The 14330-nt window shown below is 70.6% G+C and carries 13 protein-coding genes; 6 read left to right on the forward strand and 7 right to left on the reverse strand.

All coding sequences use genetic code 11. The features are described from left to right. Together QMG86_RS33680 and QMG86_RS01935 are read left to right on the forward strand one after the other, a co-directional pair. Complete coding sequence (locus QMG86_RS33680) at positions 1-1854, forward strand: DUF3027 domain-containing protein (RefSeq protein ID WP_434086147.1); 1854 nt, start codon at positions 1-3, stop codon at positions 1852-1854. Continuing rightward, positions 1851-4973 (forward strand): sacsin N-terminal ATP-binding-like domain-containing protein, encoded by a 3123-nt coding sequence (locus QMG86_RS01935; protein ID WP_281880730.1) that lies wholly within the window; start codon positions 1851-1853, stop codon positions 4971-4973. The genes QMG86_RS33680 and QMG86_RS01935 overlap by 4 nt, the downstream gene beginning before the upstream one ends. A 6-nt stretch (positions 4974-4979) precedes the next feature. Here the strand turns inward: QMG86_RS01935 and QMG86_RS01940 are convergent, their stop codons facing one another. Continuing rightward, positions 4980-5597, reverse strand: coding sequence for a TetR/AcrR family transcriptional regulator (locus QMG86_RS01940; protein ID WP_236566987.1), 618 nt, complete (start codon positions 5595-5597; stop codon positions 4980-4982). Positions 5598-5723: 126 nt separating this feature from the next. Between QMG86_RS01940 and QMG86_RS01945 the strand changes: the two genes are divergently transcribed. Continuing rightward, positions 5724-7784, forward strand: coding sequence for a neutral/alkaline ceramidase (locus QMG86_RS01945; protein WP_281877302.1), 2061 nt, complete (start codon positions 5724-5726; stop codon positions 7782-7784). 10 nt (positions 7785-7794) lie between these two features. Here QMG86_RS01945 and QMG86_RS01950 read toward each other — a convergent pair whose 3' ends face one another. Continuing rightward, on the reverse strand, positions 7795-8034 hold the full coding sequence (locus QMG86_RS01950) for a DUF2530 domain-containing protein (RefSeq protein WP_159843316.1): 240 nt from the start codon (positions 8032-8034) through the stop codon (positions 7795-7797). 115 nt (positions 8035-8149) lie between these two features. Between QMG86_RS01950 and QMG86_RS01955 the strand changes: the two genes are divergently transcribed. Next, positions 8150-8587 carry a MarR family winged helix-turn-helix transcriptional regulator gene (locus tag QMG86_RS01955; protein WP_067795985.1) on the forward strand — a complete coding sequence of 146 codons (438 nt, stop codon included), beginning with the start codon at positions 8150-8152 and terminating at the stop codon, positions 8585-8587. A 33-nt stretch (positions 8588-8620) separates the two neighbouring features. On the opposite strand, the gene QMG86_RS01960 is transcribed toward QMG86_RS01955, so the two are convergent. The 3 genes from QMG86_RS01960 to QMG86_RS01970 form a co-directional block, all read right to left on the reverse strand. After that, positions 8621-8860 carry a hypothetical protein gene (locus QMG86_RS01960; RefSeq protein WP_281877304.1) on the reverse strand — a complete coding sequence of 80 codons (240 nt, stop codon included), beginning with the start codon at positions 8858-8860 and terminating at the stop codon, positions 8621-8623. Between the two features lie 186 nt (positions 8861-9046). Next, positions 9047-9448, reverse strand: a complete 402-nt coding sequence (locus QMG86_RS01965; protein WP_281877305.1) for a YccF domain-containing protein — start codon at positions 9446-9448, stop codon at positions 9047-9049. 39 nt (positions 9449-9487) lie between these two features. Next, on the reverse strand, positions 9488-10693 hold the full coding sequence (locus QMG86_RS01970; protein ID WP_281877307.1) for a GNAT family N-acetyltransferase: 1206 nt from the start codon (positions 10691-10693) through the stop codon (positions 9488-9490). Between the two features lie 112 nt (positions 10694-10805). Between QMG86_RS01970 and QMG86_RS01975 the strand changes: the two genes are divergently transcribed. After that, the gene (locus QMG86_RS01975; RefSeq protein ID WP_281877308.1) at positions 10806-11609 is read left to right on the forward strand and encodes a TrmH family RNA methyltransferase; all 804 of its coding nucleotides are present in this window, start codon (positions 10806-10808) and stop codon (positions 11607-11609) included. 144 nt (positions 11610-11753) lie between these two features. After that, positions 11754-12053: a DUF2537 domain-containing protein gene (locus QMG86_RS01980; protein ID WP_281877309.1), complete on the forward strand. Its 300-nt coding sequence runs from the start codon at positions 11754-11756 to the stop codon at positions 12051-12053. Positions 12054-12069: 16 nt separating this feature from the next. Here the strand turns inward: QMG86_RS01980 and QMG86_RS01985 are convergent, their stop codons facing one another. Continuing rightward, entirely contained in the window at positions 12070-12813 is a 744-nt protein-coding gene (locus QMG86_RS01985; RefSeq protein ID WP_281877311.1) for a DUF6928 family protein, read from the reverse strand. A 282-nt stretch (positions 12814-13095) separates the two neighbouring features. Then, positions 13096-14127: a septation protein SepH gene (sepH, locus tag QMG86_RS01990; protein WP_281877313.1), complete on the reverse strand. Its 1032-nt coding sequence runs from the start codon at positions 14125-14127 to the stop codon at positions 13096-13098. Positions 14128-14330 lie beyond the last annotated feature (203 nt).

Below are 14330 nucleotides of genomic sequence, written 5' to 3' on the forward strand. Positions count from 1 at the left end.
GTGAGCGCAGTTTCTGTTTCGGAGTCCGGCGTGCGGCCGATTCTGGCTGATGCCGTCGACCTGGCCCGCCGTGCGCTCCTGGAGTTGGAACCGTCGGGCGTCGGTGCGCACCTAGGCGTGATCGCCGAGGACGAGAGCGCGGCGACCCACCGCTTCGAGGCCACGCTGCCCGGTTACCGCGGGTGGCAGTGGGCGGTCGTGGTGGCCGCCCCGCCCGGCGCCGGCTATGCGACGGTCAGCGAGTCGGCGCTGCTGCCCGGGCCCGACGCCTTGGTCGCACCCGAGTTCGTGCCCTGGGAGCAGCGCGTTCGCCCGGGGGACCTCGCGCCCGGTGACCTGCTCGCCCCGCCCGCCGACGATCCGCGCCTGGTGCCGGGATACGTCGCGACCGGCGATCCGGTGGTCGACGAAGTGGCCTACGAGGTCGGTCTCGGCCGCACCAAGGTGATGAGCAGAGAAGGCCGCGAAGAGGCCGCCGAACGCTGGTACGCCGAGCGCGGTCCCGACGCGGAGATGGCCAAGGCCGCGCCCGCCACCTGCGGGAGCTGCGGGTTCTATCTTCCGCTTGCCGGATCGCTGCGCGCCGCGTTCGGTGTCTGCGGCAACGCCATGGGCGCCGACGGGCGCGTCGTCCACGTGGCCTACGGCTGCGGCGCGCACTCGGATACCGAGGTCCCCACCGGCAACGGCTCGCCGCTCTACGAGGCGTACGACGACGCGGCCATCGATCTGATCTCGCTCGAAAACGACCAGGCCCCGAAGGATGTGGCCGGTGCGCCGGCGTCCGCGGGCGATCGGTTCGATACGGCCGCGCAGACCGAGGGCGCCACGGCGACCGCTGAGGTAGGCGCGGTGGCGGCCGAGGGCGCCGAGATCGTCGGGGACGCCGAGGGACGTGCGGTGGTCGCCGAAGCTGCGGCGGACATCGCAGACGCTACGGCCGTCGAGGGAAGCGAACGCGTGGACGCCGCAGTCGACCAGGACGCCCCGGTTCGCCGGGATCCCGGCATCGGCGAGGCTTCTGCCGTGCCCGAGAACATCGCGGGTGCCGAGACTTCCACGGCTGCCGCGTCCGCTGCGGGTGACGAGCACCCAGGGTTCTCCGCGGATGCCGCAGTGGCCGACACCGGTGTGGCGCCCGAGGCGGTCGCTGCCCCGGACGCCATCCGCGCGCAACGCACGACCGAGGAACCGGCCGTCACCGAGCGGGTCGCCGCTGACGAAGGTGTCGGGTCGACGGAGAACGGCGCCGTCGCGGACGAACTCACCGTCGAATCCACGAGCGCGACCGACGCCCAGTCCGCCGACAGCACGGCCACCGACACCGACGCGGTGAGCGCCGCCGAGGTCGGCGAAATCGACACTTCCGCCGCGTTCACCGAATCGAACGTTCCACCCGCTGCGCGGACGGCACCGAGCGCGGACGCGCCCGCTGTCCACGACAGCACGTCCGATGCCGCTGCGGGCGCCACGATCGGCACTCCGGACGAGCAGAGCGTGGCGAAGGAAGACACCGGCATCGACCCGGCGCTGGGTTCCGGCGATGCGGCGGACACCCCCGCGGCTGCTGGAGAAAGTGGTTCGAGCATCGCGGATCGCACCGCACCGCTCGATACGCAGAGCTCCGATGTCTCCGCGAGCAATTCAGTGGAGTTCGGCGCGCGGACGGGTCCGGTCGAAGCCGCTACCGACCAGACGGGCGACACCGAATCGCCCGAGCACGTGACGAATGTCGAGGAGCACGCTCCCGGCAGCGCTACAGACGTGCCGGTGGCCGAGCCGGGCGACACCGGATCGGCGGTCGACGACGGGCCCGGCGAACGGTCGGAGTACCAATCATCGCCGCGGAGCTGAGCGAGGCCGCCGATCCGTTCGGCACTTCGGCGCTGCGGGCTGCGGTTCTCGCCGCATGGCGTGATTCGCCGACGCGGTTGCGGGAGGACGCGGCCACCGAGAACGACTTGGTGCGCGCCGGTTACCGCGACCGACTGCTGACCGAGCTGGCGCAGAACGCCGCCGACGCCGCGCGCAAGGCGGGCGTGGCCGGTGCCGTCGTCGTCCGGCTCGACGGCCGTGACCTGTACATCGGCAATACTGGTGCGCCGCTGGACGTCTCCGGTGTGCACGCGCTCACCGCCCTGCGCGCCTCGGGGAAATCCGCGGGCGAGATCGTCGGCCGGTTCGGCGTCGGATTCACCGCGGTGCTTGCGGTGAGCGAAGACATCGAGCTGCGGTCGGTTTCCGGTTCGCTGCGCTTCTCCCGTGCCGAGACCCGCGAAGCGCTGCGCCGGAACGGGATCCGGATACCAGAGGGCGCTGCGGGCGAGTTCGTCCCGCCCGCGTTGCGGCTGGCCTGGCCCACCGAGGCGCGACCGCCGGACGGTCTCGACACCGAGGTGGTGCTGCGGCTGCGCGCGGACGTCGACGCCGACGCGCTGCTGGCCGCGATGCGCGCCGAAGCCGTCGACCTGCTGCTCGAACTGCCCGCGCTGCACCGCATCCGCATCGGCGCGGACGAACTGGTCAGCAGCGCCGAGGACATGGGCGGCGGCATGCACGAGGTCTACGTCGACGGCCCCGGCGACGTGCAGCGGACCTGGTGGCAGTACCGCACGCCGCGCGCCCGCTGGCTGCTGCCGGTGCGCGACGGCAGGCCGGTGGCGGCCGCCCCGGACGTGCTGCGGGCGCCGACCAGATCCGACGAGGAACTATCCCTGCCCGCGTTGCTCGTCGCGGACATCCCGATGCAGCCGGACCGCCGCAGGCTGTTGCCCGGCGCCCGGCTCGCCGAACTGGCGGACGGCTACGCCGAGTTCGCCCGCGCCCTTCCGCCGCGCGATCGTCTCGTACTGGTCCCTGCCCCCGGTTTCGCTCGGAGCGAGGCCGATGGGCTACTGCGCGAAGCATTGCTGCGTGAATTGCGAACGCACCCATGGCTGCCGGTGACAGCCACCCATCGGCGCACTGATCGGGAAGGCTCGTATGACACGTCGCCCCTCGCTGTTGACCTCGAGCCCTTCACCGCGGCCTATGCCGAATCGGCGTCGCTCGCCGACCACGAACCCCGGCAGCGAGATGCGGAAGCCGCGGCTCACACGGGACCGCCGGACGTGCCGGTCGTCGAACCTGCCGATGCGTCCGGCGGTCGGGCGCGAGCGGCGATCCAGGCGTCCGACAGGTCGAGTGCCGGATTCGGCGCCGAACCGGGCGATATCCGGACCGCCGAGCCGATCGACGCTTCGAGCGGCATATCGGCACCCGCCGAACCGGGCACGTCCGGCATATCCGAGCCACCGTCGGCCCCCGCACCGCCGCACCCCCGGGACGTCGCCGTCCCCACCCGCGCGTATGTCTTCGCTGGTCTGACCTCGGAATTGGCCGACCTGCTCGACGAGGTGGTCGGTCCTCTGGTGATCCCGGACCTCTCCGGGCGGCCGCACACCGAGGCCATGGCTGTGCTCGACGTGCACCGCCTCGGTCTGGCACGGCTCGCGGAATTGTCCGGAGGCTTGGATCGGCCGCCGAGTTGGTGGCGGTCGTTCTACGCGGCGCTGGAACCGTTCGCCGGAGATCCGCTCGCGGCGGAGGAACTCGGCGCGCTGGCGGTGCCGCTGGCGGACGGCAGGCTCGTCACGGGGCCGCGCACCGTGGTGCTGGACGATCAGCTCGAGGTCGCGATCCCGGTGCACTGGGCCAGGCTGGCGCATCCCGAGGCCGCACATCCCCTGCTGGCCCGGCTCGGCGCGCGCTCGGCCACCGCCGAGGATCTCCTGATCGATCCGGGCTTGCGCGCCGATTTGGAGGACCACCCGGACGACCCCGACACCGCCGACGCCGTCCTGCGTCTCGCCGCGCACGCCGACCGGGAGGCGCTGCCGCGGTGGCTGAGTTCGCTCGAATTGCCCGATGTGGAGGGCGATCTCCGGCCCGCCGACGAACTGTTGCTGCCCGGCGCGCCGTTGCGTGAGTTACTCGTGCCCGACGCGCCGTTCGGCACGGCCGATCCGGAGCTGGTCGACCGCTACGGTGCGGACGCGTTGCGCGCTGTCGGCGTCGGCTGGGACTTCAGCGTGGTGGTCGAGGCCGATCCAACCGGACCGGACCACGATCTGGACGACGAGGAACACTGGTGGTCCACGCTGGCGGACGATCCGCCGGAGCTGGTCGCCGTCCGCGACCTGGATCTGATCGACGACGCGGCGTGGCCGGAAGCGTTGCGGCAGTTGTCCGCGACGCCGCGCACCCGCCGCCTGCTCGCCGACGCCGACGGCTACACCGCGTGGTGGCTGCGCAGATACGCGCGGATCGACAGCACGCCGCTGGGACTGTTCCGCCATCCCGCCGACGTCGAATTCGACGGGCTGTTACCGGCGTTCGCCGTGGCGGGTGTCGACCCGGACGCCTGCCGCGCCGTCCTGGCCGATCCCGAGACGATCACCGAGGAGCTGGCCGCGGCGCTGCTGGAGGCGCTCGGGGATTCGTCGAGAACCCCCTCGGCGGAGGTGGTTTCGCGGACCCACGCCCGTTTGGCGGCCGCCGTCGCCGCGGACCGGCTCGATCTCGCCGATCTGCGGCCGCCGGATCGCGTGCGCGCGCTGTCCGGTGTCGTGGCCGATCCGGCGGACGTCTTCGTCCTCGACCGGCCGTGGTTCGGCTTGGTGGTGCCTGCGGATCGTCTGGTAGTCGGCGATACCGAAACAGCCTCGGCCCTGGCGGCTCTGCTCGACCTGCCGCTGGCGTCCGAAGCGGTGACCGCCGAGGTGATCGATACCGGCCGCCGCACGACGTGGGCGGCGGAGCCGCTGGGCGTCGTGCTGCGGCAGCTGTTCGCCTTGCCCGCGCAAGCAGGCGAGCTGGTCGTGCACCACGACCTGACGGTGCGGCTGAGCGGCGCGATCGAGGCCACGGTCGCGGTGCCCTGGTGGCAGACCGACTCGGCCGTGCACGTCCAGGCACCGCACCTGCGCGGCTGAACGCGGCTACTGTGCCGCGTATCCGGTGATCATCTCGCTCAGCAGATCGAGCTGGCCGCGCACGCTCTCGCTGTCGTTGTCCACCAGCCAGCGCAGCACCACACCGTCGATGACGTTGAGCGTGAACCGGCTCAGCGTCTGCACCGGGACCGACCACGTATTGCCGGTCGCGTCGCGCGCGTGCTCCAAGATGTCGGCGACGGTGGAGTCGTTGAAGTTGTACTGTTCGCGCGCGATCGCCAGTTTCGCCGGGGTTTGTTCGCCCTCACGCAACGCGTAAGTGGTGGTTTCGTAAGTGAGCAGCTGCCGTTCCGGAGTGGCTTCAATGTTCAGCCACATGAGTTCCAGTCCCGCGCGGATCAATTTTTGAAGGGCTTCTTTTCCACTTCCGACGTCCTGCCATACCGTTTCGTTTGCGTCGACGGAATCGCGTAATTCCATCGACAACGCTTTGACCAGCTCGGTCATCAGCGCGTCCTTGTTTTCGAAACAGTAATGCACCACACCCAGCGAGACACCGGCCGCCTGAGCGACATCGCGCGTGGTCACGCCCGCGACGCCCTTTTTCTCGGCAAGGCCGATCGCGGCCTCGATAAGGTGGGCCCGTCGTTCTTCGACGCTCAATCGGGAGGACACCCAAGGGAGTTAAGCGCCCACGGCCCCCGCAGTCAATTCGCCGGCCGGAAAAACTCGGACTGGACGAGTGACCAGTTGTGTGGTTCGCTGCATCGGGACAGAAGGGAGACGGGTATGCCGGTGTCACGCAGAACTGTTCTGGCCCGGACCGCGCTCGGTTCCGCCGCCCTCGCGACCGCGACGGTGCCCGGGATGAGTGACGCGCTCGGCGTTCCGGCGGCCGCCGCCCCGGATTCCGGCGACTACGAGATCGGCGTCGGCATCTCCGACATCACCGGCCCGGCCGCCGAATGCGGGATGATGGGCTACTCCCAGCTCGAGCAGCAGACCGCGGGCATCCACCTGCGCCCGCGCGCGCGGGCGTTCATCATCGGGAGCGCGGGACGGCGCGTCGTCTTCGTGGTCGCCGAGAACGGAATGATCTTCCAATCCGTGCACCGCGGCGTGCTGACCGAACTGGCCCGGCGCTTCGGCGGGCTCTACACCGAGCAGAACGTCCTGCTCACCTCGACCCATTCGCACGCGACCTGCGGCGGCTCCAGCAACGACTACGCCTACAACCTGTCCATCCTCGGCTTCCAGCAGCAGGTGTACGACGCCGAGGTGCAGGGGATCATCGAGGCGATCGCCGCCGCGCACGCCGATCTCGGCCCCGGCTCGCTCGCGCTCGGCCGCGCCGAGCTGCGCGACGCGAGCGTGAACCGCTCGCGGGTGGCGTGGGAACTCAATCCGCCTGCGGACAAACAACATTTCCCGGACGCCATCGACCCCACCGTGACCACGCTCGTCCTGCGCAAAGGCGGTCGGACGGCCGGGACCATCACCTGGTTCGCCACCCACAACACGTCCATGACCAACGCGAACCGGCTGATCAGCTCGGACAACAAGGGCTACGCCGCGTTCTCCGCCGAGCACATCGAGCACGGCGTGCGCTACCTGGACGGCAAGCCCGAGTTCGTCGCGGCCTTCGCGCAGACCAACGCCGGCGACATGTCCCCGAACCTGAACCTGCGCCCGGGTTCGGGACCCACCGAGGACGAGTTCGAGAACACCCGCATCCTCGGCGAGCGTCAGTACGCGGCGTCGAAAGACGCGGCGGCGCAAGCGCGACCGATTTCCGGCTCGGTCGACGCGATGCTCTGCTACATCGACTTGGCGGACATCGCCGTGGACGGTCGTTTCACTCCGGACGGCCTCCCGCGGCGCACCGCACCGGCCGCGGCGGGCGTCTCGCTGATCGCGGGCAGTGTCGAGGACGGTCCGGGCCTGCCCGGCGGCCCGATCCCCGAGGGTGTGCGCAATCCGTTCCTCGCGGCGCTGGGCGACCCCGCCCAGCCCGCGCCGGCCTGGCTGGCGGACGCGCAGGCGCCGAAAGCGATCGCGGTGCCGCTCGGCCTGCTGCCGCCGGTGGCGTGGGTGCCGAATGTGCTGCCCATCCAGCTCGTTCGCATCGGCGAGCTCTATCTGGCCGCCGCGGGTGGCGAGTTCACCATCACGTCGGGCCTGCGCGTCCGCCGAGCTGTCGCGGCGGCGCTGAACGTTCCGCTCGAGCAGGTGCTCATGCAGGGATACGCGAACGCCTACCACGAATACGTCACCACGCCCGAGGAATACGACTCCCAGCAGTACGAGGGCGCTTCGACATTGTTCGGCCGCTACACCCTGTGCGCCTACCAGCAGGAGTTCACCCGCCTGGCCGCGGCATTCGCCGCTCGCAGCGCGGTGCCGCGCGGCCCTGCGCCGCGCGATGTGTCCCAGCTACAGCCGAACTTCCAGCCGGGCGCCGGTCCGGACGCGTCCGCCCCGGGCCGCGGGTTCGGTGACGTGCTGGTGCAGCCGCACCCGTCCTACGCTCCCGGGGATCAAGTCCTGGCCGAATTCGTCTCGGCGCATCCGAAACACGACAATCGCCGCAACGGGACCTTCCTGGAAGTGCAGCGCAGGACCGCGTCGGGCGCATGGGCGCGGGTGGCCAACGAGGGTGAGTGGGCGGTGAAATACCACTGGAGCAAGCGCGGGCTCGCCGAGTCGGTGGCCCGATTCACCTGGGACATCCCGCTCGACGCCGAGCCGGGACGCTATCGCTTCCAGCACTACGCGACCCGCCTGGATCCCGATGGCGCGTTCTACCCGCTCACCGGCACGACCGACGAATTCGAGGTGGTCCGACCGTAAGCCGCGTGGGTCACAGACCCGTCTGCGCGCCCTTGTCCCCGCGCCGGGCGCCGCGCCGCTGAACCAGATAGATCACGAGTGCGATCAGCCCGACCACCAGTCCCATCAGGCAGACCGGCCGGGCCGACGCCCAGCGGTCGCCGCCCGCCCACACCACCACGGTGGCGATCAGCCACAGCGCGCTGCCGACCGCGAGCACGGGGCGCGGATCGGTCAGGCGCGGCGGCAGCTGCGGGACTTTCTGTGTCACGGGCCCAGCCTAATCCGCCCGCCCGGGTGCGGCGCTCCGGCCGACCCGAGCGGAGTGGTCGCGGCCTGGCGGGAAGCCGCGACCGGCCGCCCGTGGTCCCGTATCGTTTGGCACTGTGACAACGCCATCGGATGTCAGAGCCCTCGCTGGTGAGCTCTCGCTGGCGGTCGTTCGACTGACGCGACACCTGCGCGGCCGTCGTGCCGACTCGCAGATCTCGCTGACGCAACTCTCCGCGCTCGCCACCCTGGCGCGCGAGGGCGCGATGACGCCGGGGGCGCTCGCGGCGAAGGAACGGGTGCAGCCCCCCTCGATGACCCGGGTCATCGCCTCGCTCACCGACCTCGATCTGGTGGAACGCAACCCGCATCCGACCGATGGCCGTCAGATCATCGTCTCGCTGTCCTCGGCGGGCCGCGCGCTGATCGCCGACGAAGCCAGCGCTCGGGAGGCGTGGATGACCGAGCAGCTGTCGACGCTCACCGAGGAGCAGCTCGTCGTGCTGACCCGCGCGGTGGCGATCATGAAGCAGATCGTCGCGGAATCCGAATAACGCGTGGGGATTCGGCGCCGACGGCGGCACGGCTCAGCGGTTCCCCCGCACCAGCCGGACGACGATCCCGCCGCCCCACCACAGCAGGCCGCCCGCGATGGTCAGGCACAGGAGGAAGGCCGGATAGACCAGGACCCCGTAGTCGTCGGCCCAGCGGGGCAGATGGGTGAGCTGGGTGGCGGCGCCGATGAGCAGCAGCAGCCCCAGCGTCACGGCGATCGGCGCGAGCGGTGCGGTGTCCGAGTCGGGCCTGCGGGCGGTGCGGTCGGTCATGGTGGAGCCCTCCCGTGCGGTCGGCTCGGCGCCCGTTCGGGGCGCGGTGGGCACTGGAAAAGATCAGTTACCTTCTAGCTAACTTTCGCACGGCGATGTGATTTCGTTAACAGCATGTGATGCAGATCACAAATTTATCGCGAAATGGGGCCGCCCGGCGTGCCCCGATGGACCGGATGCCGGTGGCTACCGCGCGCCGAACGGCTGATCGCTGTCCACGATCTCCCGTCCGAGCGGGAACAGCGAGATCGGGATGAACTTCAAGTTGGCCCAGCCGAACGGGATTCCGATGATCGATACGAACAACGGAATGCTGGTGAGCAGATGGCCCAGCGCCAGCCACCAGCCCGCGACGATGAACCAGATGATGTTGCCGATCAGCGAGCCGGCACCCGCCCCGGGCTTCTCCACGGTGGTCCGGCCGAACGGCCACAGTACGTAGGCGGCGATCCGGAACGACGCGATGCCGAACGGGATCGTGATGATCAGGATGAAGCAGATGATCCCCGCCGCGATGTAGCCCAGCGCCAGCCAGAACCCGGCGAGGATCAGCCACAGGATGTTGAGGACCAGCTGGATCGGCTTCATGAGACCAGCATGCCAGCCCGCGGCGCGCGGTGCCCGGTGTCAGAAGAACCAGCCGAGCACCGCGTCGCGCTCCGCGCGGAAGGCGTCGTCGAGCGCGCGCACGTGCGCGGAGTCCTTGGCTCGCAGACGGTTCGCCGCGGCGAACAGGCGCGCGGGATACGCGCCCAGATACATGCTGCCGAGAACGTCGATGCCGAGGTCGATATCGGGTGTGCGATCGGTCGGTTCGCATTCCGCCTGCCCGTTCCGTACGCGCAGTGCGAACGTGCCGCCCGCGTTCCGGAAGGGGTCGGTCACCTCGAGCGTCACGTCCAGATCGCTCGGGTAAGCGCGCGCGGTGAGCGCCGCGGGCACGTCCATCAAGCGAAGCCATAGTCCGTCGTAGCGGGCGGTGGTACGCACCAGCCGGGGATCGGTCAGCAGATAGGGCAGCGGGTCGTGGTCGGTGAGCACCGCGTCCACCCGCCGCATCAGATCGAGCCCGAGCAGGGCACGCCACAGGGCCGCGTGCGCTTCGGCGGTGACCGTCCGCATTTCGACTACTTCGACCGTCCGCGCCCTGCCGTCGGAGTGGACCCGATACAGCGCGTAGCCGTCGCTGTGCAGAAGTCCGAACAGCGTGCTGCCGCCTTCGCGGAAACGTTCCGGATCATCGAAAACGATGTCCCAGGCCGCCGCGGGGCGTACCTGCGCACCGGGCGTCAGTCTGCGCCAGCGGTCGTAGATCGCCTCCGCCGCCACGCGCACTTCGCTCGGCGGGCGCAGCGTGACACCGCCCGGATCCGGCGTCGACGGCAGGAATTCCGCGAACCGCCGGTCGATGCCCACGGCGTTCTCCCGCGTCGCGGGACCGTAGCCGAACCGGCCGTAGATGCCGCCCTCGCTCGCGGTGAACATGGTCAGCGGCAGCCCGGCCGCCTCGACGCGCCGGTGCTGTTCGGTGTACATGGCGCGGAGAAGGCCGCGCCGTCGGTGGGTCGGAGCCACCCCGACGCCCGCGATGCCGCACACCCGGACAGTCCGTTCGCCGGGCACCGTGACCGTCATGGTGGTGGACTGCACGTGCCCGACGACCTGCCCGTGCTCGACCGCCACGATGGTGTTCTCCAGCGGGAACAGCAGGGGGATCCGCTGTAGTTCGGCCGGGTCGTAGCGGGTGCCGAACGAGGTCTCCACCAGCGTCGTGATCGCGGGTCCGTCGTCCTCGGTAGCCGACCGGATGGTGATTCCCGGGAGGGTCGTCATGCTCCGACCATCCCACGTCCGCGCACCTGCCCGCATCAGGTTTTCCGCGCTCCGCGACCGCCCGGCGAACGCCGATTCGGACCCGGCCGCGACGGTTCGGCAGGATGGAGCGGTGGCCGAAGTGATCGACATCGATGACCCCGCCGACCCTCGGGTCGACGACTTCCGCGATCTCAAGTCGGCCGATCGCAGGCCCGATCTGCCCGGGCGTAAGGGGCTGGTGATCGCCGAGGGCGTCGTGGTGGTCCAGCGGATGCTCGACTCGCGCTTCGCGCCGGCCGCGCTGCTCGGTGTGGAGCGCAGGCGTGCCGAACTCGCCGATGATCTGGTGGCTGTCGACGTGCCGTACTACCGGGCGACGGCCGAGGTGATGGCCGAGGTGGTCGGTTTCCACCTCAACCGCGGCGTGCTGGCCGTCGCCCGCCGCCCCGCCGAACTCGGCATGGACGAGGTGCTCGACCGGGCGCGCACCATCGCGGTGCTCGAAGGCGTCAACGACCACGAGAATCTCGGCGCCATGTTCCGCAACGCGGCCGGGCTCGGAGCCGACGCGATCCTGTTCGGCGACCGCTGCGCCGACCCCTTGTACCGCCGGGCCGTCCGGGTCTCCATGGGACATGTGCTGCGGGTTCCGTTCGCGTCCGTGCCGGACTGGCCGGGCGGACTGGATATACTGCGCCGCAAAGGATTCCAGATCATCGCCCTCACTCCCGACGGGTCGGCGGCGAATCTGGCGGCGGCGATGACGGGGGAGCGGGTGGCGTTGTTGCTCGGGGCCGAAGGGCCGGGGCTGACCGAGGCGGCCATGCGGGCCACCGACGTCCGCGCGCGCATCCCCATGACGCCCGGCACCGATTCGCTCAATGTCGCGACCGCGGCCGCGATGGCGTTCTACGAGCGGGTGCGCACGGCATGAGCGGTCAGGCCCGGAGGAGGCAGCGCAGCGTGACCACGCAGGGCCCCGCTCATGCCGGAAAGGACACGGCATGAGCGGTCAGGCCCGGAGGAGGCAGCGCAGCGTGACCACGCAGGGCCCCGCTCATGCCGGAAAGGGCACGGCATGAGCGGACCGTATCGACCGTATCCGTCCTACCAGGACCCGACGCCGTGGGGCGCGGGCCTCACCGTGGCGGTCATGGTGGCGCTGCTGGCGGCGGTCGCGGTGTATTCGTTCGGGGCCGCGCTGGCCGAAGTGCACCCGTTGCTCGCGGTGGCGGTCAACTTGGTGGCGGTCGGCGGCGCCGCGCCCACCGCGTGGCGCTGGCGTTTCGCCCCGGTGACGCGGTGGGTGATCGGCGGCGGCGCGGTGGGGGTGCTGCTCGGATGGATCGTGCTGCTGGTCGGCGGATCGGCCGCCTAGCGCCGGGCTGCGGCGTTCAGCCGACCGGGTCGTGTCCGCGCAGCCAGCCGAGCAGTCCGCGCTTGCGCGAGGGCGTATGCGCCCCGCTTTCGGTGGAGCCGCGACCCGGCGGGCCGGGCATCTGGCCCTTCGGGTACAGCGCGAACTTGCAGACGGGAATGTCACCCGGCACGAGCGCGCGAGGCGCAGCCGGCCCGCGGTAATGGAAGCCGAGCCATTCATTGTTGGCCGCGTCGGCGAAATCGGGTGGGTCGAAGGGCAGCGCTTGGGGGTCGGGCAGTTCGCCCGCGCGCCACCGCACCGGATGCTCGCCGGCCCAGTACGGCCGTTCCCACACCAGCGGAAGTCCTTCGTCCTCCAGGATGCGCACCCGGGTCGAGCTGAACGATCTGCGGAATTCGCCGCGCTCCCAGTGGGCGAACGCGCCCCAGCCGTGCTCGAGGTCGAACGACACCAGATACGTGTGTTCCGAGGCCAGCGGCCGCACCAGCAACTCGGGGATCTCGGTCGGGTGGATACGCGCGGCTTGGGCCGAACACAACACCGTCACGCCGGGAAAGCAGCCGATGCACACCTCGTCGGTTCCGGGGCCCGCGCAACCCGCCAGCGTGCCGAGCATGACCGGTCGCACATCGCGGTCCTCGTGCAATTGCTTCGCCAATGCCAGTGCGGCTCCGGGATCCGGATCGTGGTTCGCGCGCAATATCGTCAGGGCATCGGGTGCGTCGACGTACCAGAGCGACCAAGCCTTGGAAAGCATCCGGCACCTCCCGATAGTTGCACGAATCGACTCCGCGAACCTCGAGCGAACGCCCGGCCGCGCCGAACGGCCACCGCTGGGGTGACCCCTGGCGCCGACGCGCGTCGTCGACCACACCGAAAATTTACTCGCCACGGGCCGGCCCCGGTGCGGCTTCGCACCGCGAACGCCGGTTCGTGATCATCGATTTCGCGAGGCAGCGCTATCGGCCAGAGGGCGGCCGACGCACGGGGGCTCCCGCGCCTCCGTCGGCGGCCGATCGACGGCCCGGAAGGCCGGCGCTCAGTGACCGGAGCTGCGCACCCCGAGCAGCACGTCCTCCCACGACGGCATCGGCGCCTTGCCGCGCTTGCTGCGACTCGGCTTGGCCGGAGCCTTGGCCGCGGGCTTCGCAGGCTCCTCGGTGGGGGCGGGCGCCGGCGCGGCGGTGTCCGCGGGGGTGGACGTCGCCGCTGTCGCGGCGCCGCTGGCGGCCGCGGCGGTAGCGGCAGTGGCCGGGGTGGCGGCCGCTGCGGGCGTCGAGCCGTTGCCCGCCGGGATCGCGGCGGCGCTGCCACCGGCCGCGACGGCCCGCTGTTCGTAGTACTCGTCCAGCATCGGCTGGCTCTGGCGGCTGGCGGTACGCGCGGGCGGCGCGGCCGGGGCGGGACGCGGTTCGGCCACCGGCTCCGGCTGCGGCGCGGCCGGTTCGGGCTCGGGCGGCGCGATCGTCGCCAGGCCGCGCAGGGCGCGCCCGAAATCCGGATCGATCAGATCGGAGGCCGGGTCGTCGAGCGGGGAGACCGAGCCGCCGTGCGCGTCCGGCTGGTAACGCCAGTGCGCGGCGATCTCGGATCGTCCGTTCTGCCACTGCAACTGGGCGACCCAGTACCCCTTCTCGTCCTTCCAGGCATCCCATTCGGCGCCCTCGATGTTGTGCCCGCGCGCGGTGAACGCGGCGGTGACCACATCGATGAGAGTGTCCACGGCGGGACCGTCGGGGCGCACCGGGTGCGCTTTCTGGGCGAGCTCGGCGGCGCGGGCCCGCTCCAGCAGCACCGGATAGGCGAATCGCTCGACGCGACTGGCCGGCATTCCGGATTCTTCGGTGACCTGTTCCACGGAGGCCCCTGCGCGAATACGGGCCTGGATATCGCGGGGACGCATAGTTGCTTCCATTTCGATCTCAATCTGGCCGAATCGGGCAAGGTCTCCGCGCGCGGCGGCTCGCAGTTTGTCGTCGGCGGGCAGCCGGAACTTCTGACCGGACTCGGTGTCGATACACACGATGTGCGTGGAGTCGGGCGTCACCCCGATCACTCGAAGTTCACGCACCGTTACCTCCTTATCGCGTCGACTCGCGACACCGCCCACTTTCCGAAACAGTAGTGCACATCTGAGATTCATGGGGCAGGACACGCGGCACGGAAATCTCTCGGGAGACGTCCGTGCCCCGCTAATCTGCTCTGTTCGCTCGGCTACGCCTAATTTCGCGGCGTGTCGATCCCGGGCGTGTTGCGGCCGTCAGGGGCCGAAAA

Source organism: Nocardia sputorum, from assembly GCF_027924405.1.
GTDB lineage: Bacteria > Actinomycetota > Actinomycetes > Mycobacteriales > Mycobacteriaceae > Nocardia > Nocardia sputorum.